This is a genomic window from Neisseria weixii (assembly GCF_002327085.1).
GTDB lineage: Bacteria > Pseudomonadota > Gammaproteobacteria > Burkholderiales > Neisseriaceae > Neisseria > Neisseria weixii.
The window spans coordinates 1835390-1861911 of sequence record NZ_CP023429.1 but is presented as its reverse complement, the minus strand read 5'-3'; the positions used below and the strand labels follow the sequence as shown (position 1 = coordinate 1861911).

Here is a 26522-nt window from a genome sequence, read left to right as displayed (position 1 = left end):
CAATATCTTGAGGCCGTCTGAAATATAAGGGTCATGAAACTATACCTTTCAGACGGCATCTAATCGCGTTAGGCAGATTTCGCCTGTTGGGTCATCTATACTCTTTTATAATTTTTTCTTACTTTTGAATAACGGAGCAACCTCCATGGCAAAAAAATATTTTGGTACCGACGGTGTGCGCGGTGAAGTGGGGCAATTTCCGATTACCCCTGAATTTGTGTTGAAACTGGGCTATGCCGCCGGTCAGGTGCTGGTGCAGCATGATGCCGAGCAAAAACCGACCGTGTTAATCGGTAAAGACACGCGTATTTCCGGCTATATGCTGGAAGCGGCGCTGATTGCCGGCTTCACCGCGGCCGGTGTCAACGTGATTCAAACCGGCCCGCTGCCGACCCCGGGCGTAGCTTATCTGACCCGCGCTTTGCGTTTGTCGGCCGGTGTGATGATTTCCGCATCGCACAATGTCTATTCCGACAACGGTATCAAATTCTTTGCCGAAGGCGGCGTGAAGCTTTCTGATGAAATTGAGCTGGAAATCGAAGCCAAAATCGATCAGGAAATGAAAACCCTGCCATCCGACAAACTCGGTCGCGCGCGCCGCATTAATGGCGCCGATGACCGCTACATCGAATTTTGTAAATCGACTTTCCCGGCCAGCTTGGATTTGCGCGGCCTGAAATTGGTGGTCGATACCGCCAACGGCGCGGGCTACGATGTGGCGCCGAAAGTGTTCCATGAATTGGGTGCCAAGGTGATTTCTATTGGTGCCGAACCGAATGGTTACAACATCAATGAAAAATGCGGAGCCACCCACACTAAAACCCTGCAAGCCGCGGTATTGCAAAATGAAGCCGACTACGGCATTGCCTTGGATGGCGATGGCGACCGTCTGATGATGGTCGATAAAAACGGAAAAGTGTACGACGGCGACAACTTGATTTACGTCATCGCCAAAGCCCGCGCGCGCGAAGGCATTGAAATCGGCGGCGTGGTCGGTACCGTGATGACCAACATGGCCATGGAAATTGCTTTGAACGAACAGGGCGTGAACTTCTGCCGTGCCAAAGTCGGCGACCGCTATGTGTTGGAACAATTACACCAACGCGGCTGGCTGATAGGCGGCGAGGCCAGCGGCCATATTTTGTGCATGGACAAACACAACACCGGCGACGGTTTGATTTCGGCCTTGCAGGTATTGGCCGCATTGCGCATTTTGGGTCAGGATTTGGCTACCGTGTGCGCCGATTGGCAGCCGTTTCCACAAACCATGATTAACGTGCGCATCCAAAAAGGGCAAAACTGGCAGGAAGCGTCAAAAGATGTATTAGCCGAAGTGGAAAAAGAGCTGGAAGGCAAAGGCCGCGTGGTATTGCGCGCTTCAGGTACCGAGCCTGTGGTGCGTGTGATGGTGGAAGCCAAGCAAGCCGATTGGGCGAAAAAAGGTGCCGAGCGCATCGCTGAAGCAATTCAGGGGGCGAAAAAATAATTCCATTGTAATCAATAGTGAAAGGCGGCTGACCCGGGCCGCCTTTTGTTGCGTTCGGTTAATTTAATGAATATTTGATGAAATCGGCTTGTTATGCTTTCAGACGGCCTTATCTATTGGTAGAATAGCGATAATCAAAAGGCGGTTATACCGCATTCAAATATCAGGCCGTCTGAAACGGTCTGCCAGAATAACTACTTCACTGATGAGAACTACCTGCCGATGTTTGCGTTTTTGGAAGCCTTTTTCGTTGAATACGGTTATGCCGCCGTCTTTTTGGTGCTGCTGGCATGCGGTTTCGGTGTGCCTGTTCCTGAAGACGTAACCTTAGTTACCGGCGGCGTGATTTCCGGTTTGGGCTATACCAATGTGCACGTCATGGTCGTGGTGGGTATGTTGGGCGTGTTGGTGGGCGATGGCTGTATGTTTGCCGCCGGCCGCATTTGGGGGCACAAAATCCTGCAATTCAAACCGATTGCCCGCGTGATGACTCCGAAACGCTATGCACAGGTGCAGGAAAAATTCGATAAATACGGCAACTGGGTATTGTTTGTAGCCCGTTTCCTGCCGGGTCTGCGCACACCGATTTACATTACCGCCGGCATCAGCCGCAAAGTTTCATATATGCGCTTTTTGATGATGGACGGTCTGGCCGCCCTGATTTCCGTGCCGGTGTGGGTGTATTTGGGCGATTATGGTGCCAATAATATCGATTGGTTGATGGCGAAGGTACACAGCTTCCAATCCGGTTTGTTTGTGATAATCGGTATCGGTGCTGCCGTGTTGCTTTGGTTTTGGTGGCGCAAACGCCAGCGCATCCGTTTCTATCACGAAAAATTGGCGGAATTGCGCCGCAAGCGCAAAGCTGCGGCGGCTGCAAAAGCCAGTGCCAAGGCCAAAAAAGCCGATATTTGACTCTTTGTGAAACTTTATTCATTCAAAAGCATCTGACGTTCAGATGCTTTTTTTACGGCCGTACATCGGCACAACCTGCCATTGAAACACATTGATTCATAGGCAAAGGCGGCTGTGCCATGATGTTCGTTACGAATCATAGAGAACAATGGGAGTGGATCAATGAAATGGATGTTAACGGCTTTGCTGTTGGCTGCGGTAATCCCCGCGCAAGCATGCGAACCTGATTTGGCGGCGAAGTTATTTATCGGTGCCAACGACAAAAACAGCGACGGCGTGCTGACAGCCAGCGAATGGGCAAATGTCGATACCGCCGGTTTGATTTTGAATTTTGAAGCAGGTGATGCCGGTGCGTTCAAACAGCTCGACCGCAACCGAAACGGCAAAATCGAAGTGGGCGAACTGATTCACGCCGTGCGCTTTGAAACCAGCCCATGCGAAGGCTGGCCCTGGCAGAAATAATCGGAATTTGAACCGCACTCACAAATATCGTTACAATAGGCCGCCTGAAGGCGTGTAAACTGCTTTCAGACGGCCTTTATTTTCGAGTAAAACCCATGACACAAAAAATCTTCGTTCTCTATACCGGCGGCACCATCGGCATGCGCAGCGGTAGCGACGGCCTGCGCCCCGATACCGATTTGGTTGGCAAAGCCCTGCAACCGTTTTCAGACGGCCTTCGGTTCGACTGGCATGTATGCGAACCTTTAATCGATTCATCAGCGGTCAGCCTGAGCCATTGGCGCGACTGGCTGGCATTGCTAGTCGAAAAAATGCCGCAATACGACGGCATCCTGATTCTGCACGGCACCGACACCATGGCCTACACCGCCAATCTGTTGGCGCTTGCTTTACAAGGTTTGGATAAGCCGGTGATACTGACCGGTTCGCAATGGCCGTATGACGCGTCCGACAGCGATGCGCCGCTGAACTTGGCGACCGCCGTTGCCGCGTTTGAACTGGCCTTGCCGCAAGTGCTGATTGCGTTTAACGGCAAGCTCTATCCGCGATCGGCAGCAGCAAAGTCAGCACCGAAACCGCCGCCGGATTCGGCAACCCACATTTCGGCGCACTCGCGCAATGGCAGCAATCGGGCGGTTGGCAATGGCTGGCAAGGCCGTCTGAAAACCGCAGACAACCCGTTTCAGACGGCTTAGATATTCTATCGCTCGATATTCAAGCCAAAGTGATTGCCCAAACGCTGATTCCCGGTTTCAGCACGCAATATTTTTCAGACAGCCTGTTGCATACCGACGCGCAAGCTGTGGTGTTGCAAAGCTACGGTCACGGCAATGCGCCAAGCGAGGCCGCGTTCATTAAAGCGGTAGAAAGCTTTACCCAAGGCGGTGGCTTGTTGCTCAACATCAGCCAAGTGCCGCAAGGGTGCGCCGCTGCGGTGTATGCCCAAGGCAGCGCATTGCGGCAAGCCGGTGTGGTAAACGGCGGCAAGTGCAATTTGGAAACTGCCGCCGCGCTGCTGACCTTGGCGGTATCGAATCGGTGGAACGCCGAGACTGTGCAACAAAAATTACACGCGCTCGGCTTGATTGAGACCGTCTGAAACGGCTTCTCAGCGCAAATGAAATCTTTTCAGACGGCCTAACCATGCATTTTACCGACAGCCATTGCCACCTTGCCGATCCTGCCTTGCGTGACCGTTTGCCCGACATTTTGGTACAAGCGGCCGGCAGGGCGTGATGCGCTTTATCGTGCCTGCTACACAGCGCAGCGATTGGGCGGATGTGGTACGCTTATTGGCAATGAACACGCCGTCTGAACAGTGCGTACATATTGCTTTGGGCATTCATCCGTGGTTTGTTGAAGCTGCCACCCCCGGGATTTTGCCGGACTCGAACGCTTATTGCTGCAATATCCGCAAGCATGGTGGGCGAAACCGGTTTGGATTTTCTGGTAAATAGGCCGTCTGAAAGGCAAAAGCAGCGGCAAATCGACGCCTTTTGCCGACATCTGGCGTTAGCGCAAAAGCTGGCAAGACCGGTGATTGTGCACAACGTCAAAGCCACAGCCGCGATTGCCGATGCGGTGCAGCAAACCGGTTTTACCCAAGGCGGCATTGCACATGCATTTTCCGGCAGCGTGGAAGAAGCACAGATTTTACTGCGTTGTGGTTTTAAAATCGGTATCCGCTCGCTTCTGTTGAATCCGAAGGCGAAAAAAGTGCGTCAAGTTGTACGGTATCTGGATTTGGACGATATGGTTTTGGAAACCGACAGCCCGTTTATGCTGTGTGACGGGGTTAATACGCCGGAAAACGTACGGCGGATTGCCGAAATTGTAGCGGATTTGCGTGCCGCCGATTTGGCGGAAATTGCCTTTAAAACGGAAAAAACTGTGGAAAAAATACTTAAACCGTAAGTAATATGTCGGGAATTTTACTTGATAATTGGAAAAACCGACTTCTCGGATTGGCATGTTCCCTGTGGAGATAAAATTGCTTTCACGGCCGGAGCGGAGTAAAGGCAAATGCGTTCGCGATGCGGCAGGAAGTATCGGCATACGGTTTTTTGAAGCGCAATGTTATATACCGTTGTTTTCCCCGATAGACCAGGCAATGGTTATTGCCGGTAATCCCTGAAAAAGTGCCGTACGACGCATTTATACCGTTGCCGCCGCAGCCGCGGTATATTTTGAGGAAAGTGGATTTTAACCGCTTCCGCACCGGCCAAGGACACATGTTGCAGAACGGCAGATCACATTAACTGAACCGGGAACGTTGGGAACCGGACAAAACGACATTTACGCAAGTTTGACGGCATTATTCCCAAAGAGCATTTTGATCTGTATTTGAAGGAGTGCGAACGCGTCGTTTTGACAACAGTGAAACAGATATCAAATTTCCATTTTAAAACAATTGGTAAATAATGATATATCCTGGTTATCTAGGATAGCGCCTTATTTTTTATTAAAATAACTGTTCTGTGATTTTTGGATTTTCAGAAAATCAGTATCTTTCGGTACTTTTAACATTCTTAAAAATCTTAAAATGAGCTTTTAACTGAAAAACGAAAAGTGTAAACAACGCTAGGATCTTTGAAGGAAATGAAAGAAAAATGCAAATATTATGGTGTGGTTGCCGTTCAGATGATTCCGGTTGCTGTGGCGGCATGGATATGTATGCGGTTGGCCCGACTGCCGGAACTGTCGGATTCCGGTATCGGCCCGCTGACAGTGGCGATCATTGCCGGAATCGCGGCAGGCAACATCATCCCCCACAGTATGTTATGAAACTGTTTGAAGGTGTGCAGTTTGGCAAAACCAAGCTGCTGCGTTTGGGTATCGTTCTTTACGGTTTCAGAATCACATTGTCGCAGTTGGCGTATGCCGGTTGGCCGGCGTTGCTGACGGATGTCTTCGTCGTGGGCAGTACTTTCTGGCTGGCGATGGTAATAGGCCGGCGTTTCAAACTGGACAGCCATACGGCGGCATTGGTCGGCGCGGGTAGTGCCATTTGCGGTGCGGCGGCGGTGCTTGCGGCGCAGCCGGTGCTGAAAGCCAAGGAGCATGCCGTCAGTGTGGCGGTTGCTACGGTGGTGGTGTTCGGAACGGTTGCCATGTTTCTGTATCCTTTGCTGGCAGGGTTACTGTTTTCCGGCGGAATACCGGATGCCGGACAATTCGCTTGGGGAGTTTTTACCGGCGGCACAATCCATGAGGTGGCGCAGGTGGCGGCGGCCGGATCGGCCGTCAACCAGACTGTGGCCGATGTGGCGGTGATTACAAAAATGATTCGGGTGATATTACTCGCCCGTTTTTGCTGCTTCTGCCGTGGATTATGAGGTATTTCGACAGCATGCCCGCGGAGGAAGGCGGCATAGTTATTCCGTGGTTTGCCTTCGGGTTTCTCGCTGTAGCGGGCGTAAACAGCTTCTTGAAGTTGCCGCCGAAGATTCACGATACAATCCTTAATCTGGATATGTTTTTGCTGACAGCCGCCATGTTTGCCCTCGGTCTGACGACGCGTTGGCAGAGTATCCGCCAGGCAGGCGTAAAACCCTTGTTGACGGCAGGCATACTAATGCTGTGGCTGATGGCGGGCGGCGGGCTGATTTCTTATGCTGCCTGCTGCCTGCTCGGATAACTGCATCTGTTTGAAATGTCATCTGCTATCCGTCAAAAATTGCCGATTAGTGGAGTTTTTTTGGGGGATGGCATTACAGTTTGGGGCTGTACTAGACAACTAGAATAAATTCTGCTTTACTAATTGTTTTAAAATAGAACAAGAGACTTTATCTCACTGTGGTTAAAACGCCATTCACATTCCTTCAAATACAGCTCAAAATACTCTTTGGGAATGCCGTTAAACTTACGTAAGCGGCGTTTTGCCTGATTCCAAAAGTTCTCAATTCCGTTGATGTGATTTTGCCGATCAGCAAAGTGTGTACTGTGATTGATGCGAAAGTGGCTAAACTCACTCACATCAAGTACGTCATAGCTTTTGTAACAATCAGCGTAAACAATACTGTCAGGCTTTACTTGCTCACGTATTACCGGCAATAAAGCGGCAGTTTGTTATTGGGCACAGCAACGGTGTAAACCTTGCCGTTGCGCTTCAGAAGCCCGAATACAGCGACTTTGCCGGCTGCACCGCGACCACGTTTGCCTTTGCGCTGCCCGCCAAAACAGCTTTCATCAACTTCTACTCCGCCATCAGACATTTCCGGATGCGGGCTGTTATGGAAAATCAGTACGCGCAAACGATGAAAGCAATAGGCTGCCGTGTTTTTATTAACACCGGCTAATTGAGCTGCAGTACGGGCAGTAACACCCGCAATAAACAGTTCAATCAGTTTGTTTTGCTTGTACTGACTTAAACGGCTTCTTCTCATAGGGGTTATTCTAACCTGAAATTAGATTTCCCTAGTTATCTAGTACAGCCCCTACAGTTTTGATTACCGGCCGGTGACGGATATTGATAAAATTGATGTTGTAGTTGGAAATGCCGGTAAAGCAGGATTTACGGTCACTTTATTTTCCCGACGTATATTGGGGAGAGTTACACATGGCTTGAAAGCATTACCGATTTGCTGCGCCGGCGGGTGCAAAGACTCGGACAAACAATAAAGTTTGGGACATCGGTGGAAGCACCGGCGTTGTGCATTGGGGTCGGATTGCGCGGTAGGACGGTAAAAATCACCTGCCGTCCAAACGGTTAAAAGCTGTCTCGAACGGTTAGCCTGAAATGGGCATGCGGTTTAAACCGTTTCCAGCAAGCCTGCATATGCCTTTAATTTAAAATGGTGTAACACCGGCCAAAACACGGGTCATTTGCCGCAGATAAATAAAATGCCGGTGGCGGAGTACCGATGTATGAAGGATTCCACCTCAGTCTGAAACAGATTATAATAATGTCCTTTGATGCCGTCTGAAATCAGTTTCAGACGGCCTTTGTCTTGGAAGAAAATATGAAACCGTCTATTTTAGAGAAATTACAACAACTTAGCGAACGTTTGGAAGAAGTTGCCCATCTGCTCGGCCAGCCTGAAGCTACCGACGATATGGACAACTACCGCAAGCTCACGCGCGAACATGCCGAGCTGACGCCGGTGGTGGAAGTGTTCCAAAAATATCAGCAGGCGCAAAGTGATGTGGCGGAGGCGCAGGAAATGCTGGCCGATCCCGATATGAAAGAATTTGCCGCCGAAGAAATTGAAGCGGCCAATGCGCTGATTGAAGAATTGGATGTTGCGCTGCAAAAGTTGCTGCTGCCCAAAGATGCAGATGATGATAAAAACATTTTCATCGAAGTGCGCGCCGGTACCGGCGGTGATGAAGCGGCTTTATTTGCCGGCGATTTACTGCGTATGTACAGCCGCTACGCCGAGCGCAACCGCTGGCAGGTGGAAATCGTGTCGGCCAACGAAAGCGGGTTGGGCGGCTATAAAGAAGTGATTGCCCGCATTGTCGGACTGGGGGCATACAGCCGTTTGAAATTTGAATCCGGCGGCCACCGCGTGCAGCGTGTTCCCGCCACCGAAAGCCAAGGCCGCATCCACACATCTGCCTGCACCGTCGCCGTGATGCCCGAAGCCGATGAGTTGGAAGATATTGAATTGAACACCGCCGATTTGCGTATCGACACTTTCCGCGCATCAGGCGCAGGTGGCCAGCACATCAACAAAACCGATTCCGCCGTGCGCATTACCCACTTGCCCACCGGCATGGTGGTCGAATGCCAAGACGGCCGCAGCCAACACGCCAACAAAGCGCAGGCGATGAAAGTTTTGGCCGCGCGTTTGAACGATGCCCAAAAGCATGAAGCGCAGGCCAAGGAGGCCGCCGAACGCAAATCGCTCATCGGCAGCGGCGACCGCAGCGAACGCATCCGTACCTACAACTATCCGCAAGGCCGCGTCACCGACCACCGCATCAACCTGACTCTGCACAAGCTTGATTTCATCATGGACGGCGATTTGGAAGAATTGACCAATGCACTGATTGCCGAGCATCAAGCCGAATTGTTAGCTGCCATGGGCGATTAACAAACTATTTATTTTTCAATGATGCTGTAAACGGCCATTGCTGCTGCCGCAATGATCAGATAAACCCAATTAATGCCGAAGCCGTATTTCTCTGCGGGAAAAGAATCTTTGAGTTTGAATAATCTACCGAAGAAGAAGCAAAGTAGGAAAATACATACAAAAAATAAAGCAAGGTCATGACGCATAAGTTGATGCTCCATATATCGTCAAAAGTTTTGTAACGCTTTAAAGGGATTAAAGAAGGGAAGGTTTCTCTAAAACTTACCAGATTAAACCTTCCCATTCTTTAGTTAATGTCGGCAATTATTATTTAGTAAGAAAACCTTGAGCCATTCAACCTACCGTAGAGAGACCTACCAAATCAACTGCTGCAGTAATTCCCATTGGCCCACCTATTGCACCTCCTGCTGCGCCTAAGGTTGTGGCGTAACCTGCATCCCGCCAATTGAACTTTCTTCCGCTTGCAGCAACACTTCCGGCATAAGCTCCGTAACCGGCAATGCCTCCGGCAATCGCTCCCGGAACAGCAAAACCTCCATTGACAACCAATAATTCACGGTTATTTAATTCATGCATGGTATATCTCTCTGGTTAATTAACAAAAATATTTGTACAAGAAAAGTGTATATTGTTGTGTCAAAGAAAATAAAAAATAGTTCAAAAATGATAATAATTACTTTTAATTTTAAAGGGGCTGTACTAGATAACTAGGGAAATCTAATTTCAGGTTAGAATAATCCCTATGAGAAGAAGCCGTTTAAGCCAGTACAAGCAAAACAAACTGATTGAACTGTTTATTGCGGGTGTTACTGCCCGTACTGCAGCTCAATTAGCCGGTGTTAATAAAAACACGGCAGCCTATTGCTTTCATCGTTTGCGCGTACTGATTTTCCATAACAGCCCGCATCCGGAAATGTTTGATGGCGGAGTAGAAGTTGATGAAAGCTGTTTTGGCGGACAGCGCAAAGGCAAACGCGGTTGCGGTGCAGCCGGCAAAGTCGCTGTATTCGGGCTTCTGAAGCGCAACGGCAAGGTTTACACCGTTGCCGTGCCCAATACTTTATTGCCGGTAATACGTGAGCAAGTAAAGCCTGACAGTATTGTTTACACTGATTGTTACAAAAGCTATGACGTACTTGATGTGAGTGAGTTTAGCCACTTTCGCATCAATCACAGCACACACTTTGCTGATCGGCAAAATCACATCAACGGGATTGAGAACTTTTGGAATCAGGCAAAACGCCGCTTACGTAAGTTTAACGGCATTCCCAAAGAGCATTTTGAGCTGTATTTGAAGGAATGTGAATGGCGTTTTAACCACAGTGAGATAAAGTCTCTTGTTCTATTTTAAAACAATTAGTAAAGCAGAATTTATTCTAGTTATCTAGTACAGCACCATTTTAAATTATTGTTGATATGCATATTTGAAGAGAATATGCATTTTTTTCTCTGATTTCAAACAAAATTCAGTCGATTTAAGCCGAAATTCCGTTGTAATCGGTGTAAACCACTGCGCCGAAGTGCTAAAATGAACGCGAATTTATTTTTTATCCCAAGAAAAGGAATAAACATGTCAAATGTATTGGTTGTACCCGTTTCCGCCCGCATCGACAGCTGGGCGACCACTCAGGCCTTGGCGGCTGCATTGCCGAATGCCCAAGCCCTGCGTGCATTGGATGAAAACGGCTTTGGCGAAAAGCTGTTGGCACAAGGCAAAAGCGATGACTGGTTGGATGCGCTGGTCGGCAAAATCAGCGAAATGAACGCGGAAAACGTGGTCATCAAGGGCATTCGTCCAAACGCGGATAAAGTATTCTTGGCCACCAAAAACTTTGAATTGGCCTTGTCGTTGGATGCGGCAGTGGTGTTTGCCGTAGGCGCGTGCGACGAGGAAAGCGAATTATGCGAAACCGACGTTGAGGACATCGTGCAAAAATTAAATTTGGCCAAGCAGTCCTACATTACTGCACCGGGCGTATTGGCCGGTTTTGTGTTGGACAATGCCGCGCCGGGTGTGGGCAAAGCCGCTGCCGAGCAAACCGGTTTGACTTTCTTCGGTTCGACCGAGCAGTTGGGGGACGTAGACGAATTGGCCAACCACGGCACCAACCGTTTGTCGCCGTCACAATTCCGTGTGAACATGATGGACTCCGCCCATAAAGCCAACAAACGCATCGTATTGCCGGAAGGTGCCGAGCCGCGCACCGTTCAAGCTGCGGCGATTTGTCATGAAAAAGGCATTGCCCGCTGCGTATTGCTGGCGCCGCGTGCCGAAGTGGAAGCCGTGGCCAAAGAACGCCACATCAACCTGCCGGATTCTTTGGAAATCATCGATCCTGCCGATTTGATCGAGCAATACGTCGCGCCGATGTGCGAATTGCGTAAGAGCAAAGGACTGACCGAAGAGCAGGCGCGTGAGCAGCTGCAGGATACCGTGGTGTTGGGCACCATGATGATGGCGCAAAACGACGTGGACGGCTTGGTTTCCGGGGCTGTTCACACCACCGCCAACACCATCCGTCCTGCATTGCAATTGATTAAAACTGCACCGGGTGCAAGCTTGGTATCGAGTATTTTCTTCATGTTGCTGCCAAACCAAGTCTTGGTTTACGGTGATTGTGCAGTAAATCCTAACCCGACGCCTGAACAATTGGCCGATATCGCCATTCAGTCTGCCGATTCAGCCAAAGCCTTCGGCATTGAGCCGAAAGTGGCGATGATTTCTTACTCAACCGGTACTTCCGGCGCCGGTCCCGACGTAGAAGCCGTGGCACAAGCCACTCAAATTGCGCAACAAAAACGCCCTGATTTGGCGATTGACGGCCCGTTGCAATACGACGCCGCTACCGTGCCAAGCGTGGCTAAATCTAAAGCGCCGAACAGCGCGGTTGCCGGTCAGGCGACTGTGTTGGTGTTCCCGGATTTGAACACCGGCAACTGTACCTACAAAGCCGTTCAGCGCAACGCCAACGTATTGAGCGTGGGTCCAATGTTGCAAGGTTTGCGCAAGCCGGTGAACGACCTGTCGCGAGGCGCATTGGTGGACGACATCGTGTACACCATCGCGCTGACTGCCATCCAAGCAGCGCAAATGGAAGCCTAATCGCTCGAAATATCGCATAAACTCAATCTAGGCCGTCTGAATGATTTCAGACGGCTTTTTGTTTGGCATAATTTATTTATGCAATATGAGACCTTTGCAAAACCCCGGATTTGAGTACGGTTCGAAGTTAGAGCAGCGCATAACGAAGAAATGTGCCAAAGATGGGGATTTTGCAAAGGTCTCAATATATATGCAACGCAATCTATCCCAATCCCCGGCCGCATTTTCTGTGTAATCCTTGTGGATAAATCAGATGATGGTTTGAAAATAAAAGAGAAAATTAGGCTGCTTAAATAATAAGCAATAAATTATTCCAAAACCTGAAGCCATGTTTTCAGACGGCCTATTGGGTTATAATCCGAGCCTAAATCCCTACACAGAGCCAAAAAAGAATGAGCGCTTACCAACAGCAGTTAAACGACAAAATCCGCTACTTATCAGAATTATTCCAAGGATTAGATTTTCCCGAAATCCAAGTATTTGAATCGCCTGAACAACATTACCGCATGCGCGCCGAATTCCGCGTGTGGCACGAAGGCGGCGAGATTTTTTACGCCATGTTCGAGCGCGGGCAAAAAGCCAGCGGCGCGAGCCTGGTGCGCCGCGACCAATTTGATGCCGCTGATACCGCCATCAATGCTTTAATGCCGCGCCTGATTGCCGCAGTCACAGAACAGCCGATTTTGAAAAACCGTTGGTACGCAGTGGAATTTTTGGCTACGCTCAGCGGAGAAATGTTGCTTACCATGATTTACCACAAAAAGCTCGATGCCGAATGGGAAGCTACCGCGCGTGCCTTGCAAGAGCAATTGGGCGTGTGGATTATCGGCCGCAGCCGCGGGCAAAAGCTGGTGTTAACCCAAGATTTCGTCACTGAAATTTTGCGCGTCGGTAATCAAGATTTCCGCTACCGCCAAATCGAAGGCAGCTTCACCCAGCCCAATGCACGCGTGTGCGAAAAAATGCTGGCATGGGCGTGTGAATCCGCAGAAGGGCTGGGCGGCGATATGCTTGAGCTTTATTGCGGCAACGGCAATTTTACCTTGCCTTTGGCCAAGCAGTTCCAACGCGTATTGGCCACCGAAGTCTCGAAAACATCGGTTAACGCTGCGCTGTGGAACATCGAAGCCAACCGAAGCCACAATGTCAAAATCGCCCGATTGTCGGCGGAAGAATTTACCGAAGCCTACACCCAAAACCGCGAATTCCGCCGCCTGCAAGAGCAGGGCGTGGTGTTGGCCGATTATCGGTTTTCCACCATCTTTGCCGACCGCCCCGCGCCGGCATTGATGACGAAACGCTCAAGCTCGTCGCGCAATTCGACAACGTGATTTACATTTCCTGCAATCCCGAAACCTTGCGCAGCAATCTTGAGAAGCTCACGCAAACCCACAGCATCGAGCGAGCGGCATTGTTCGACCAATTCCCGTTTACGCACCATATTGAAAGCGGTGTGTTGTTGAAACGGAAATAAACCCAAGCGCAGGCAGTACGCTTGCGCTTGTTTTTTTTTTTGAAGAAGCAATAAATAATGCCGTCTGAAATTAGAAAATTTCAGACGGCATTTAAACTTAAATAAATTAATTGCTTAACACATCAACACCCTTAGGCGGTGTAAATTTGAATGCGTTGCGCGACAGGTTAGGTTTGGTGTTCAAACCGCTGAAGTTAATCGTGGTTTGGTTGCCGAAGCTGTCTTTTAATTGCATGGCGGCCAAGATATCGCCTTTGAAGCCGATGCGGATGTATTGATAGCCGGCGTTGTTTTTCTTCGGCGTAGCCAAGACGTAATCAATGCCGCCTGCTGAGCCGTCTTCTTTCAGCGTGTAGCTGCTGTCGAGCGCGGTTTTGTTAGACAAAATCGCCGCAGGGCTGTCGCCGATGGCTTGGTTTTGTGATGATTTGGTCACTTGGGCTAAATCGACATCGTAAAGCCAGATGGTGTTGCCGTCGCCGACGATGGTTTGTTTGTAAGGTTTGGTGTATTCCCATTTAAACAAACCGGGGCGCAGGATTTGGAAGGTGCCGTGGGTAGTTTGGGTTTTCTTTTTACTTTTGACGGTTTGGCTGAAGTTGCCGCTGATGCCGTCTGAATCGCTGTTGAATTTTTTCAGCGCATCCACGCCATCGGCTTGGGCCAAGCCGATGGCTGCGCTCATACCGACAGCTGCAATCCATTTCAAAAGAGTTTGTTGTTTCATACTGCGTTTCCTTCGTTTAGGGGAAGATGGCTTAAGTATAGGCGTAATTTCGTGGCTTACAAGGGCAGGAGGGGAATTTAGTTTTTGTAAAGGTGTCAATTTTGGTCTAGAGGTTTGAATCTTAAGTGTTCTTGCACGGGAAAACAGATGGTTTTTCACATTTTTTTAATTTGGAAATTGTTGGATAAACCGTGTTTGCGATGGCCTTTACACAATCTGAGACCTTATAATAATATATAAAATATATAAAATATATAAATATATAATATATAAATATATAAATATATAAAATATATAAAATATATAAAATATGGGAATAATCTAAAGATATAAAGATATAATCTGTCATTCCGGACTGCGCGGCAGCATAGCGGATTTGTGTAGCTAAGTGACGGGCATAGGTCTTTCTTCAGTTTTCTTCCCGGCTTTACTTATAATACTGGCAGGTAAATTCGACGCTGTCTGAAAGGTTTCGCCGCGTTATAATGCGCATAAACCCCGATACGGAGAAATCATTCCTTAATATAATCCTTATCCGTTGCTCGAATGCGCGTTGCTTTCTGATGCGCCCGATGAAAAAGCACGCTGACCAAGCAATTGTTTGCCGAAACCCAGAATGCTGGATTAACGGATGACAGCACGTATCCGTCTTTGGATTTCAGCTTCGCCGGTATCGGCAACCATTGGTACCAATATTATGCCGCGCGCGGTTTGGCCGATAGGCTTATTCCGTAAGACTGCTGACGCGTTACGATATGTTTATTTTCCGTGGCATGCCAACATCGAAGCCCAGGGGGCAGGTGGGATTCAGCGCGTTTGAACTGCCCATGCTGGAAGAATTTGAACACGGATTGAAAGAAAGGCTGTCTGAATTTAAAGGCTTTCAGACGGTCCCAACAAAAATAGAATCAGATTAAGATTGATTAAGGAGTAGCTATGGCACATCATTCACACACTCATTCGCATAATCATTCACATTCCCATTCCCATACCAGCAATAAAACGGTATTGCGCATCTCGTTTTTCATCATTTCTGCCTTTATGCTGGCGGAAGTTGCAGGCGGTTGGATTACTAATTCGCTTGCGCTGTTGTCGGATGCGGGACACATGTTCAGCGATGCTTTTTCCTTGGGCATGGCTTTATGGGCGTTCAAAATCGGCGAAAGGCAAAATACGCTGCAGAAAACTTTCGGCTACAAACGCTTTGAGATTCTCACGGCATCGTTTAACGGTTTGCTCCTGGTGGCGATTGCCGTACTGATTATTTACGAGGCGGTGGAACGTTTTGTCTCCCCGCCGGAAATCGCCACCGCCGGTATGTTGGTCATCAGTGTGTTGGGGTTGCTGGTAAATATCGGTGTCGCCGTGTATATGGTGAAAAACAGCGATACCGAAGCGAACGTCAACATGCGCGGTGCTTATCTTCATGTTCTCAGCGATATGCTCGGCTCCGTCGGTGCCATTGTTGCGGCCGTGCTGATGATGGCTTTCGGCTGGGCATGGGCGGATCCCTTGGCCAGCATATTGGTGGCGGTATTGATCGGACGCAGCGGTTGGAAATTGTTCATAAAGACGCTGCACATTTTAATGGAAGGCACACCGGAAAACCTGCGTACCGATGAAGTATTGGCCGCCATCCGGCAGGTTGAAGGCGTACAGTCGGTACACGATTTGCATGTTTGGACGATTACCAGCGATATCAATGCGTTGTCCTGCCATATTGTGGTGGACGGCAGGCTGGCGGTTGCCGAGGCCGAGCAGATCGTTTACCGACTCGAACATCTCTTGGCGCATCACAACATCACCCACAGCACGGTGCAAATCGAAAGCGACCGCCACCCGCATGAAGATAGCGTGTTGTGTTCTTTCGATACACACACCCATCCGCACACACACGGACATCATTAAAATCTGTTAAAATCATACCGTCCGAAGTTTACATCTGTTCGGACGGCTTTTAAAATAAGGAATAGCCATGATCCAAGCCGTATTATTCGATTTAGACGGCACGCTTGCCGATACTGCGCTCGATTTGGGCGGTGCATTGAATTTCGTGTTGCGCGCTAATGGTTTGGCCGAGAAAACCATGGATGAAATCCGCCCGTTCGCCAGCCACGGCGCAAACGGTTTGCTGGAAATGGGCGCAGGCATGACGCCCGGCCATCCCGACCATCCTCAATGGCGGCAGGCTTTTCTCAATCACTATGATAAATGTTATGCCGATGAAACCGCACTGTTTGAAGGCGTAAACGATTTATTGCGCGAACTCGATCAACGCGGCTTGGCATGGGGCATCATCACCAACAAGCCGGCGCAGTTTACCGATAAGCTGGTGCCGAAGCTTGGTTTTGCCGTGCCACCCGCAGTGGTCGTGAGCGGGGATACCTGCGGAGTCGCCAAGCCAAATGTAAAACCGATGTTGCACGCCTGCGAAAAAATCGGCGTAAAGCCGGAAGATTGCGTGTATTTGGGCGATGCCGAACGCGATATGCTGGCAGCCAAAAATGCCGGCATGAAAGCTGTTTTGGTCAATTGGGGTTACATCGCGGAAACCGACGGTACGGAAGCTTGGTTGCAAGATGCGCGCATTGATGCGCCGATGGATTTATTTGCGGTTTTGTAAAACAAACCATGCCGTCTGAAACATTTCAGACGGCCTTGAGTATAAATTAAACCATACAAAACAAAAGTATATAAAATGGATGTTATTTTAATCATAGGGTTGATTGTATTACTGATTGTGGCTTTGGCCGTGATATTGAGCTGGGCGGAGCAGCGCAAGAAAGCCAAGCTTGAGGCCGAAAAACAGACCGAGCAGGAAAAAGCCTTGTCGCGTCAGGCTGCGAAAGAAAAAATGCAGGTGGCGGTGGTGGCCAATCACGGTGATGAGCCTTTGGAAGAAGGCCAAACCGATATTTCCGACAATGATTTAAATAAAATCAAAGCCGCTTACGCCAAATTTGAAAAAGACGTGTTGTCGTGGGAAGCCAAACTGCAAGTGAAATCGGAATTTTCCGCCGATGAAGAAGCCTTAATCCACAAAGAGCAGCTCAAATACCGCATGTATTTTGAAGAAGCATTTTATGAAAAACACGGCAATTCAGTCGCATCACGAGAGTGGCGCCAATGGACGGATGCCTTTAGCGAATTGCTCGAACGCCACGCACGTTTGATTGCGGAAGACGTATTGCCCGGCGAAGACAATGAAGATGACGAAGAAATAGAAGCTCCGCAAGCCGAAGCGCTCAATCAGATGCTTTCTGAAATAGCATCAGAAGATATGCCGTCTGAAAATCATCAAGGGGCTGAAGAAAATGAAACTGAAGCCAATGACAACACACGAGCGGAAGCAGAATCTTTGTCTGCCGTCGGTCAAAATGAGCTTGAAGGCGAAGCTATTGGCAGGCCTATGCAGCCGCAAACAGCTGTTGCCGCAGAAAATAATGCGCCGGCTACCATTCTGAGTGCCGCCGTATTTCCTGCCGGTTTTACCGCTGCTGATGCGCCGCTTGCCGAAGTCGATGAAGACGAACTGAAAGGCCGCGAGCGCGAATTGTGGGAATATGCCAACCGCCGCAATTTATCCAAACGCGAAGCAGGCGACCGCTATGAGCGTTATCTCGGTTATCTTTACGAGCGTGCAGGCTGGCGTGTGGAATATTACGGCTTAACCGAAGGCGTGGCCAACTCCAACCGCGGCATTGATTTGATTTGTGAAAAAGACGGCATTACTCATTTCGTGCAAACCAAATATTGGAGCGATGGCGTGGCAGCGAAAACCAATGTCAATAATGTCATCTACCGCCTCGTGAAAAACATGCAGAGTATTATCGATAAATGCGTTATTCGCGGTGATGTGCATGCGGTGTTGGCGGCCAAGCCGAAATTATCCGGGAAGGCGGCGGCTTATGCGCAACAGCAGGGCGTGCTGCTGCTGGACGATTTGGCGCTGCAACCGTATCCGCTGGTGAAATGTCATACTGGCAAACGAGGCAGCAAAAAATATTTTCTGCCTTATCTGACCGATAAAAATCCGGCCAAATATGAAGAAATACGCCAAGGCGCATGGGAACCGTATGATTTGGTGCGTATGGATACGACTAACGGCGATGTGTATGTCCATACCATCGAAGAAGCCGAAACCTTGGGCTATAAATACAGTAACCGCGCCTAAGATATTAAAAAAGCACACTGATTTAGAGTGTGCTTTTTGTCGCAAAAAGATTGCAGTTTGTCTGCATAACGTGAAATCCGGTTTGCAGGCGGTCTTAAAAGGCGTAAAATTTTAAAAGTTACTGTTTTATATTCTTATTTTTTTATGGTGGGTCAAACTTGAATCAAAGTCGGTCAGGTGTACCGTTACTTTATCCAAATGATCCGCGATATTCTTCAAATTAAAGCGAGCAAACACATGTTTTTTGATACCATTCAAGCTGCGCCCGCCGACCCGATTTTGGGCTTGGGCGAAGCGTTTAAAGCAGAAGCCCGTCCTGAAAAAGTCAATCTCGGTATCGGCGTGTATAAAAACGCCAAAGGCGAAACTCCGATTGTCAAGGCGGTAAAAGAAGCGGAAAAGCGCTTGCTGGATACCGAAACCAGCAAAAACTACCTGACCATCGACGGCGTGGCCGAATACAATGCGCAAACGCAGATTTTGCTGTTTGGTGCGGATCATGAAATCATCGCCGGTCGCCGCGCCAAAACCGCGCAAAGCTTGGGCGGCACCGGCGCGCTGCGCGTGGCTGCCGAATTGGCCAAACGCCAGTTGAATGTGAAAAAAGTATGGATTTCGAATCCGACTTGGCCGAATCACAATGCCATTTTCAAAGCTGTCGGCATTGAAGTATGCGATTACCGCTATTACAACGCCGCCGAACACAAGCTGGATTGGGACGGTTTGATCGAAGACTTGAGTCAGGCCGGGAAAGGCGATGTGGTGTTGCTGCACGGCTGCTGCCATAACCCGACCGGTATCGACCCAACCCCTGAGCAATGGGACAAATTGGCGCAAATGTCGGCCGACAAAGGTTGGTTACCGCTGTTTGACTTTGCTTACCAAGGCTTCGGCAATGGTTTGGAAGAAGATGCTTACGGTTTGCGCAGTTTTTTGAAGTGCAATAAAGAATTGCTAATCGCCAGTTCATATTCGAAAAACTTCGGCATGTATAACGAGCGCGTGGGGGCGTTTACCGTGGTGGCAGAAAACGAAGACATCGCCAACCGTGTTCACAGCCAAGTTAAAACCATTATCCGCACACTGTATTCGAATCCCGCTTCTCACGGCGCCAATACCGTTGCGCTGGTGTTGAAGGATGACGCTTTGAAAGCACAATGGATTGCCGAACTCGACGAAATGCGCGGCCGCATCAAAACCATGCGTGAGAAATTTGTTGAATTGTTGAAAGCCAAAGGTGCGACACAAAATTTTGATTTCATTATCGAACAAAATGGCATGTTCTCATTCAGCGGTTTAATGCCCGAGCAAGTTAACCGTTTGAAAAACGAATTCGCCATCTATATCGTGCGTTCAGGCCGCATTAATGTGGCCGGCATGACTGAGAATAACATTTCTTACATTTGCCAGAGTATTGTAAAAGTTTTGTAATTAAAATCTTATTGATTAGAAGGCCGAGACCTTTGCGAAATACCAGCCATCCCATCCAAACGGTTACCTGAACAATTAGGTAACCGTTTGGATGGGATGGCTGGTATTTCGCAAAGGTCTCGGCCTTTTTTTATCGGGTAATAACCGCCCCATGCCGTATGAAACCATACTGCCTAAGCCATTGAATAAACCTGCGCATAGCCAACCGCCCAAGCATGGGCAGGGAATTGGTACACAAACACGCCAAACGCGGCTTCGGATGTGCCGGGTAAAATAGTAGCGGAAGTGAAGGCAGAAAATGCCAAGCCAATGTAAGCGTAGAGTAAAGACATTATTAAATTATTCTGTAGGAATATAACGATGAAATTGATTGTAAGCAGTTCAAACAACAATATTATTTGATTTACCACAATTTTATGGCAATTCTGACAAAACCGCAGAAATAATGGTTTGCAAAATAACAAAATGGCAGTATGATTCCGTCTAAATTAACGTAAGTTAACTGTATTAATTTAATTTGATTACAATAAGACGAAAGGCACTTCATGTCTGCGCAAACTCATAAAGGTAATACGCCGGCTTTAACGGTATTAGGTTCTCTGTTCTTCATGCTGGGTTTTATCACCTGTATGAATGATATTTTGATTCCTCATTTGAAAGAAATTTTCAACCTGACGTATGTTCAGGCGATGTTGATTCAATTCTGTTTTTTCAGCGCGTATGCGATTATGTCGATTCCGATGGGTCATTTTGTTGAAAAATTCGGCTACAAAACCGGCGTGATCGGCGGTTTCGTAGTGGCCGCAATCGGCTGTTTGCTGTTTTATCCGGCTGCCGGCAGCCACTCTTATGCCGTATTTTTAGGTGCTTTGTTTATCTTGGCCAGCGGAATTGTATTGCTGCAGGTGGCGGGCAACCCTTATGTGACTTTGCTGGCACCCAAAGGCAAAGAATCAACCACGTTGACCCTGATTCAGGCATTTAACTCGTTGGCGACCATGATTGCGCCGCCGTTGGGTGCAATGTTGATTTTTGTAGACGCGACTGCTTCTGAAGCTGAGCGTATTTCGTCTGTACAAAATCCATACTTGGGTTTGGCCGGCTTTATGTTGCTGTTGGCCGTGGCGGTAGCACTGATTAAGTTGCCGGATGCACGCAAAATTGCTCAAGAAGAAACTGAAGCCAATCACGACGGTAAAACCAGCGTATGGCAATACAAGCATATGGTGTTTGGCGCGGCCGGTATTTTCTGCTATGTCGGCGCGGAAGTGGCCATTGGCTCAATGATGATTAACGCATTGGAAGTGTTGGCCGGTTTGAACCACAGCACCGGCGCGGCATACTTGTCGATTTATTGGGGCGGTGCCATGGTAGGCCGTTTCGTAGGCTCGGCTTTGATGAACAAAATCTCGCCAAACAAATATTTGGCTTTTAATGCGACTGTCGCCATTGCGCTGATTATTACAGCAATTTTGGCCGGCGGCGGTGCGGTAACCATGTGGGCATTGTTGTTGATCGGTTTCTTCAACTCAATTATGTTCCCAACCATCTTCTCTTTGGCAACCAAAGGCTTGGGCAAATTCACCAGTACCGCTTCCGGCGTGATTTGTACCGCGATTGTGGGTGGTGCGGTTGTACCGGTAGTACAAGGTTGGGCGGCCGATACTTACGGCTTGCTGCCTTCTTATATCGTATCGGCGATTTGTTATGTGTACATCGTATTCTTTGCTGTAAAAGGTTACAAAGCCGACGAAGCATAAACTGCTTAACTTTCAAAAGGCCGTCTGAAATTCAGACGGCCTTTTGTTTATTGGATAACCATCAAATGCTGAAGTTTGATGAAAACAGGTGGCTGACGTAAAAAATTGTTTGTAAAATGACGTAAACCCGATAAAATGCCACATGTCTCAAAGATAGGAAGCAGAATATGTTCAGCTTTAAATCACTGCTCGATATGCCGCGTTTAGAAGCGTTGGCAGTGGCCGTTTTATTGGTTGCCATGATGGGCTATACCATTATCTCACTCGGCTGGCTGCCGCATATGTCGATTATCAGCGCGATTGTTGTTCTGATTTTGTATGGTTTGTGCCGCGGTTTGAAATACAACGAGATGCAAAACGGCATGATTCAAGCCATAAGCCAAGGTATGGGTGCAGTGTATCTGTTTTTCTTTATTGGTTTGATGGTGAGTGCGCTGATGATGAGCGGGGCGATTCCGACGCTGATGTATCACGGTTTCGGCTTGATTTCACCGACTTATTTTTATTTCTCGGCATTTGCCTTATGTTCGGTGGTCGGCGTGGCTATCGGCAGCAGTTTTACCACTTGTGCCACGGTGGGCGTGGCCTTTATGGGTATGGCGACAGCATTTGAAGCCAATCTGGCGATGACTGCCGGCGCTGTCGTATCAGGTGCGTTCTTCGGCGATAAAATGTCGCCTTTGTCGGATACCACCGGTATTGCTGCCTCGATTGTCGGCATTGATTTGTTTGAACACATCAAAAATATGATGTACACCACCGTTCCGGCGTGGCTCATCAGCGCGGCTTTGATGTTGTGGGTATTGCCGACGGTGGCGATTGATGATTTAAATAATATTGAAAACTTCCGTAATGCCTTAGAAGCCACGGGCTTGGTACATTTGGATTCACTGATTCCGTTTGTTTTGCTGGCGGTATTGGCGTTGATGCGCGTGAATGCGGTAGTGTCGATGATTTTCTGTACCATCGCCGCTTTAGTAGTGACGTATTTCCACAGCAGCCCTGACTTGCAGCAATTGGGCGCATGGTTTTTCGGCGGCTACAAGCTGGAAGGCGAACAATTTAAAGACATTACCCGCCTGATTTCGCGCGGCGGCTTGGAAAGCATGTTCTTCACACAAACCATCGTGATTTTGGGCATGAGTTTGGGCGGTTTGCTGTTTGCTTTGGGTGTGATTCCGGCTCTGCTCGACATCATCCGTAATTTCTTGACCAATGCCAGCCGCGCGACTTTCAGCGTGGCCGCCACTTCTTTGGGTGTCAACATTCTGATCGGCGAACAATATTTGAGTATTTTACTCGCCGGCGAAACCTTTAAGCCGGTGTACGACAAACTGGGCTTGCACCAGCGCAATCTGTCGCGCACGTTGGAAGACGCAGGCACGGTGATTAATCCTTTGGTACCTTGGAGCGTATGCGGTGTGTTTATCAGTCAGACCTTGAATGTTCCGGTGTGGGAATATCTGCCGTTTGCTTTCTTCTGTTATTTGAGTCTGATTTTGACGTTGGTTTTCGGCTGGTCAGGTTTGACGCTGACTAAAAAATAACTGGCGCAACAAGGCCGTCTGAAATGAACTGCACCCCAAAAGTTGGGCACCATCCCCAACTTTTGGGTTGCAGTTCATTTCAGACGGCCTTTTGATTGAAAAGAACCCGCAATGCAACCCAGTTTGGATGTCATTATTCCTTGTTACAACGCCGCTACTACCTTAGAAACAGCGGTGAAAATCGCATTGCTGCAAGCCGAAGTGCAAAATGTGTGGCTGGTCGATGATGCTTCTACCGACAATACGCGCGATGTGATGGCGGTTTTGGCGGCGCAATATCCGCAAGTGCGCACTGAATATTTGGCGCAAAACGGCGGGGCGGCTAAGGCGCGAAGCTGGGGGGCATGGCAAAGCCAAGCGGATTTGATTGCTTTTGTTAGATGCGGATGACGAATACGAACCGCAGATGTTAACCGCTGCCTACATGGCCTTGGCGCAATTTTCCTATCTCGGTATGGTGCGTCTGAAATGCCGCCCGATCAGTTTTCCTCCTCATTATCTGCAACACGCCGATTTTGCCCAAGCATGGCAGCGGCTTGAAATGACAGTGGGCGGCAATATGGTTTGCCGCCGCCGCATTTTTTGGCGGCCGGCGGTTTTCCGCAAGAAGCCTTGTTTCGTCAGTTTGGCGGCGAAGATGCTGCGGTGCGGCATATTTACCGGCAAGGCATTTATGCGGAAAGATTGCTGGATTCGGCGCTCTACGGCAAAAGCATTGAGGGTTTAACCGAAGCGAACCGCCAACAGGCCGAAGCCGTGACCGACAGTATTTGCCGCCGGTTGGCTGAAGTGAAGGCGCACGGTGCATTTGAACAAAGCGGCATCATGGCGTTCGCCACAACTTATCAAAATCAATGATGAAAGGCCGTCTGAAAGATATTTTTTCAGACGGCCTTTTATTATTTATTCCACCCAACCTTGCAAATTCTTTTTCACCAATTCAGCCAGCGCACTCACCCACACCGGACTATCGTTCAAACACGGAATAAACTGATATTGTTTGCCGCCGGCTTCATAGAATTGTTCGCGCCCCATCAGGGCGATTTCTTCCATGGTTTCTAAGCAGTCGGCCAAAAGCCCGGGCAGAATACGTCTAATTTGGTCACGCCTTGTTTCGGTAATTCATCGAATAAATCCTGCGTGCTTGGTTTTACCCATTTGGCTTTACCGAATTGGCTTTGGAAAGAGACGATGTATTCGCTTTCGTCCAAGCTCAAGGCTTCGGCCAGCAGTTTGGCGGTGTGGTGGCATTCTTTCGGGTAAGGATCGCCATCATCATGATTTTTTTGCGGAATGCCGTGGAAACTGAGCATCAGTTTTTCGCCACGGCCATGTTCCGCCCAATAGGCTTGGATATGCTGTTTCATCGCCTCAATATAGCCGGCATCATCATAAAAACGCGATAGGGTGCGCACACTCATTTGGTTGCGCTGTTGCAGCAATTCGGCAAACACCTTATCCAAGGCCGCGCCGGTACTCGAAGCGGCATATTGCGGATACAGCGGAATCACCAACACATTGCCCACGCCTTGATTTTTTAAATCTTGCAACACTTCCGGCACGCCCGGATTGCCGTAAGTCATGGCATGGCGCACGATGACGTTGGGCAGCGCCGCCGCCAATGCCTTGGCTTGATGCTCGGTATAAACCGCCAAAGGCGAGCCTTCTTTAAACCAGATTTTTTCATAGCCATGCGCGCTTTTTTTCGGGCGTAAAGTCAACACCAACCCGTGCAGAATCGGCTGCCAAACCAGTTTCGGCAATTCCACCACACGCTGGTCGGATAAAAAATCTTTCAAATACGGGCGTACGGCTTGCGCGGTCGGTGCAGCAGGAGTACCCAAATTCATCAAGACCACGGCGGTTTTGTTTTGCTGCTCGTAAGCAAGGGTAGGTTCGGTTAAGAAATGCGGCATGGCTGGCCTTCACGGAAAACAAGAAATGAGAAATTATAGCAATAAAAAAGCCGTCTGAAAGCGGAATTGGGTGTTCAGACCGCCTTTTTAGGTTTGGCTATCATGTTGTTTGTCGATGGAGTAATAATGAGTCGGATAAATATGGCGGATTAACTTAATTTTCGTTACGGCGTTGCTGCGCCTTGCCGTACTACTTGTATTGTCTTCGGCTTCTCTGGTATCGAAAATTAATTAAATCCGCTATAAATCAATAATTAAGGCTGTCTGAAAAACAACGCTTTCAGACGGCCTTACTGTTATATTCAATCATTTAAAACTGATTAATCCACACCCCGCACACGGTTCTCATGGAATTGTGCTTGCCAGTCGCTGAACCTGCCTTGCTCGATGACTTCGCGCATTTCAGCCATGATGACTTGGTAGAAATGCAGATTGTGGATGGTGTTCAGCTGCGCGCCTAAGATTTCGCCGACTTTGTGCAGGTGATGCAGGTATGAACGGCTGAAGTTTTGGCAGGCATAGCAGGTGCAGGATTCGTCGATCGGACGGTTGTCGAGGCGGTGTTTGGCGTTTTTGATTTTCAAATCGCCAAAGCGGGTAAACAGCCAGCCGTTGCGGGCATTGCGGGTCGGCATCACGCAGTCGAACATGTCCACGCCGTGCGCCACGCCGTACACCAAGTCTTCCGGCGTGCCGACACCCATCAGATAATGCGGTTTGTGTTCGGGCAGAGCCGGGCCCACGGCACGCAGCATGCGGTACATTTCGGGCTTGGGTTCGCCCACGGATAAGCCGCCGATGGCCAAGCCGGAGAAGTCGAATTGTTCCAAGCCACGCAGTGATTCTTCGCGCAAGCCTTCATACATCGCGCCTTGCACAATGCCGAAGAGGGCGTTGGGGTTGTTTAAGTCTTCAAACGCTTTTTTGCTGCGCTCTGCCCAGCGCAGGCTCATTTGCAGCGATTTTCGCGCCTGCTCGTGGCTGGCTTCACCGGGGGTACATTCGTCAAGCTGCATCACAATGTCGGAATTCAACACCGTTTGAATTTTCATGGAGATTTCAGGCGAGAGGAATAATTTGTCGCCGTTAATCGGGCTTTTGAAGGTGCAACCTTCTTCGGTGAGTTTGCGCATATCGGAAAGGGAAAACACTTGGAATCCGCCCGAATCGGTGAGAATCGGTTTGTCCCAGCCGATAAATTGGTGCAGGCCGCCGAATTGTTCAATCACTTCCAAGCCGGGGCGCAGCCATAAGTGGTAAGTGTTGCCCAAGATGATTTGAGCGTTGATATCATGCAGGTTTTGCGGTGTCATGGCTTTAACCGAGCCGTAAGTGCCGACCGGCATGAATACGGGGGTTTCGATTTTGCCGTGGTTCAGCTCAAGAGTACCGCGGCGGGCTAGGCCGTCTTTTTTGTGCAGGGTAAATTTCAGCATGGGTGAAGCGTGTTCGGATAAATAAATAATTATAACCTGATAAGCGTTTGTTA

The 26522-nt window shown here is 49.0% G+C and carries 18 protein-coding genes and 9 pseudogenes; 20 read left to right on the top strand and 7 right to left on the bottom strand.

The window, feature by feature from the left end; genetic code table 11:
* Positions 1 to 145: 145 nt before the first annotated feature.
* The 7 genes and pseudogenes from glmM to CGZ65_RS15195 all read left to right on the top strand — a co-directional run bounded on the left by glmM (position 146) and on the right by CGZ65_RS15195 (position 6500).
* Positions 146 to 1486: a phosphoglucosamine mutase gene (gene glmM / locus CGZ65_RS09505; RefSeq protein WP_096295644.1), complete on the top strand. Its 1341-nt coding sequence runs from the start codon at positions 146 to 148 to the stop codon at positions 1484 to 1486.
* A gap of 222 nt (positions 1487 to 1708) precedes the next feature.
* The gene (locus tag CGZ65_RS09500; RefSeq protein WP_096295643.1) at positions 1709 to 2401 is read left to right on the top strand and encodes a DedA family protein; all 693 of its coding nucleotides are present in this window, start codon (positions 1709 to 1711) and stop codon (positions 2399 to 2401) included.
* A gap of 162 nt (positions 2402 to 2563) precedes the next feature.
* A complete protein-coding gene (locus CGZ65_RS09495) occupies positions 2564 to 2863 on the top strand; it encodes an EF-hand domain-containing protein (protein WP_096295642.1) in 300 nt (99 codons plus the stop codon).
* Positions 2864 to 2958: 95 nt separating this feature from the next.
* Positions 2959 to 3962, top strand: a pseudogene (locus tag CGZ65_RS09490) (asparaginase).
* Between the two features lie 44 nt (positions 3963 to 4006).
* Positions 4007 to 4777 (top strand): annotated as a pseudogene (locus CGZ65_RS09485) (TatD family hydrolase).
* 675 nt (positions 4778 to 5452) lie between these two features.
* Positions 5453 to 5647: a hypothetical protein gene (locus CGZ65_RS14260; RefSeq protein ID WP_232507427.1), complete on the top strand. Its 195-nt coding sequence runs from the start codon at positions 5453 to 5455 to the stop codon at positions 5645 to 5647.
* Positions 5644 to 6500: pseudogene (locus CGZ65_RS15195) on the top strand (YeiH family protein). Before CGZ65_RS14260 ends, CGZ65_RS15195 begins: the two are co-directional and overlap by 4 nt.
* A 99-nt stretch (positions 6501 to 6599) precedes the next feature.
* Here CGZ65_RS15195 and CGZ65_RS09475 read toward each other — a convergent pair.
* Positions 6600 to 7248: pseudogene (locus CGZ65_RS09475) on the bottom strand (IS1595 family transposase).
* 576 nt (positions 7249 to 7824) lie between these two features.
* On the opposite strand from CGZ65_RS09475, the gene prfA reads away from it, so the two are divergent.
* Positions 7825 to 8901 carry a peptide chain release factor 1 gene (prfA, locus tag CGZ65_RS09470; RefSeq protein WP_096296162.1) on the top strand — a complete coding sequence of 359 codons (1077 nt, stop codon included), beginning with the start codon at positions 7825 to 7827 and terminating at the stop codon, positions 8899 to 8901.
* Positions 8902 to 8909: 8 nt separating this feature from the next.
* Here prfA and CGZ65_RS09465 read toward each other — a convergent pair whose 3' ends face one another.
* Positions 8910 to 9101 (bottom strand): hypothetical protein, encoded by a 192-nt coding sequence (locus tag CGZ65_RS09465; RefSeq protein WP_096295641.1) that lies wholly within the window; start codon positions 9099 to 9101, stop codon positions 8910 to 8912.
* Positions 9102 to 9234: 133 nt separating this feature from the next.
* A complete protein-coding gene (locus tag CGZ65_RS09460; RefSeq protein ID WP_096295640.1) occupies positions 9235 to 9477 on the bottom strand; it encodes a hypothetical protein in 243 nt (80 codons plus the stop codon).
* A 166-nt stretch (positions 9478 to 9643) separates the two neighbouring features.
* Here CGZ65_RS09460 and CGZ65_RS09455 point away from each other — a divergent pair.
* The 3 genes and pseudogenes from CGZ65_RS09455 to trmA all read left to right on the top strand — a co-directional run bounded on the left by CGZ65_RS09455 (position 9644) and on the right by trmA (position 13478).
* Positions 9644 to 10281, top strand: a pseudogene (locus tag CGZ65_RS09455) (IS1595 family transposase).
* A 190-nt stretch (positions 10282 to 10471) separates the two neighbouring features.
* On the top strand, positions 10472 to 12004 hold the full coding sequence (gene pta / locus CGZ65_RS09450) for a phosphate acetyltransferase (protein ID WP_096295639.1): 1533 nt from the start codon (positions 10472 to 10474) through the stop codon (positions 12002 to 12004).
* Positions 12005 to 12396: 392 nt separating this feature from the next.
* A pseudogene (gene trmA / locus CGZ65_RS09440) lies at positions 12397 to 13478 on the top strand (tRNA (uridine(54)-C5)-methyltransferase TrmA).
* Positions 13479 to 13584: 106 nt separating this feature from the next.
* On the opposite strand, the gene lolA reads toward trmA, so the two are convergent.
* A complete protein-coding gene (gene lolA, locus CGZ65_RS09435; protein ID WP_096295637.1) occupies positions 13585 to 14205 on the bottom strand; it encodes an outer membrane lipoprotein periplasmic chaperone LolA in 621 nt (206 codons plus the stop codon).
* 672 nt (positions 14206 to 14877) lie between these two features.
* Here lolA and CGZ65_RS12925 point away from each other — a divergent pair.
* From CGZ65_RS12925 to CGZ65_RS09415, 5 genes and pseudogenes are all read left to right on the top strand, one after another.
* Positions 14878 to 15122: pseudogene (locus CGZ65_RS12925) on the top strand (hypothetical protein); the annotation flags it as partial.
* A 19-nt stretch (positions 15123 to 15141) separates the two neighbouring features.
* Complete coding sequence (locus CGZ65_RS09430; protein ID WP_096295636.1) at positions 15142 to 16113, top strand: cation diffusion facilitator family transporter; 972 nt, start codon at positions 15142 to 15144, stop codon at positions 16111 to 16113.
* A 67-nt stretch (positions 16114 to 16180) separates the two neighbouring features.
* Positions 16181 to 16828, top strand: coding sequence for an HAD family hydrolase (locus CGZ65_RS09425; protein WP_096295635.1), 648 nt, complete (start codon positions 16181 to 16183; stop codon positions 16826 to 16828).
* Positions 16829 to 16903: 75 nt separating this feature from the next.
* Positions 16904 to 18379, top strand: coding sequence for a hypothetical protein (locus CGZ65_RS09420; RefSeq protein WP_096295634.1), 1476 nt, complete (start codon positions 16904 to 16906; stop codon positions 18377 to 18379).
* A gap of 237 nt (positions 18380 to 18616) precedes the next feature.
* The gene (locus CGZ65_RS09415) at positions 18617 to 19810 is read left to right on the top strand and encodes an amino acid aminotransferase (RefSeq protein WP_096296161.1); all 1194 of its coding nucleotides are present in this window, start codon (positions 18617 to 18619) and stop codon (positions 19808 to 19810) included.
* A gap of 120 nt (positions 19811 to 19930) precedes the next feature.
* Here CGZ65_RS09415 and CGZ65_RS09410 read toward each other — a convergent pair.
* Positions 19931 to 20142, bottom strand: a pseudogene (locus CGZ65_RS09410) (YqaA family protein); the annotation flags it as partial.
* A 213-nt stretch (positions 20143 to 20355) separates the two neighbouring features.
* Here CGZ65_RS09410 and CGZ65_RS09405 point away from each other — a divergent pair.
* The 4 genes from CGZ65_RS09405 to CGZ65_RS14240 all read left to right on the top strand — a co-directional run bounded on the left by CGZ65_RS09405 (position 20356) and on the right by CGZ65_RS14240 (position 23975).
* A complete protein-coding gene (locus CGZ65_RS09405) occupies positions 20356 to 21570 on the top strand; it encodes a sugar MFS transporter (RefSeq protein ID WP_096295633.1) in 1215 nt (404 codons plus the stop codon).
* 167 nt (positions 21571 to 21737) lie between these two features.
* The gene (gene nhaC, locus CGZ65_RS09400; protein ID WP_096295632.1) at positions 21738 to 23117 is read left to right on the top strand and encodes a Na+/H+ antiporter NhaC; all 1380 of its coding nucleotides are present in this window, start codon (positions 21738 to 21740) and stop codon (positions 23115 to 23117) included.
* 111 nt (positions 23118 to 23228) lie between these two features.
* Complete coding sequence (locus CGZ65_RS14245) at positions 23229 to 23507, top strand: glycosyltransferase family 2 protein (protein ID WP_232507424.1); 279 nt, start codon at positions 23229 to 23231, stop codon at positions 23505 to 23507.
* A gap of 174 nt (positions 23508 to 23681) precedes the next feature.
* Positions 23682 to 23975, top strand: coding sequence for a hypothetical protein (locus CGZ65_RS14240; RefSeq protein ID WP_232507423.1), 294 nt, complete (start codon positions 23682 to 23684; stop codon positions 23973 to 23975).
* Positions 23976 to 24020: 45 nt separating this feature from the next.
* Here the strand turns inward: CGZ65_RS14240 and hemH are convergent.
* Positions 24021 to 24967: pseudogene (gene hemH / locus CGZ65_RS09390) on the bottom strand (ferrochelatase).
* A 386-nt stretch (positions 24968 to 25353) separates the two neighbouring features.
* Positions 25354 to 26469 (bottom strand): tRNA guanosine(34) transglycosylase Tgt, encoded by a 1116-nt coding sequence (gene tgt, locus CGZ65_RS09385; RefSeq protein ID WP_096295631.1) that lies wholly within the window; start codon positions 26467 to 26469, stop codon positions 25354 to 25356.
* Between the last annotated feature and the right edge of the window lie 53 nt (positions 26470 to 26522).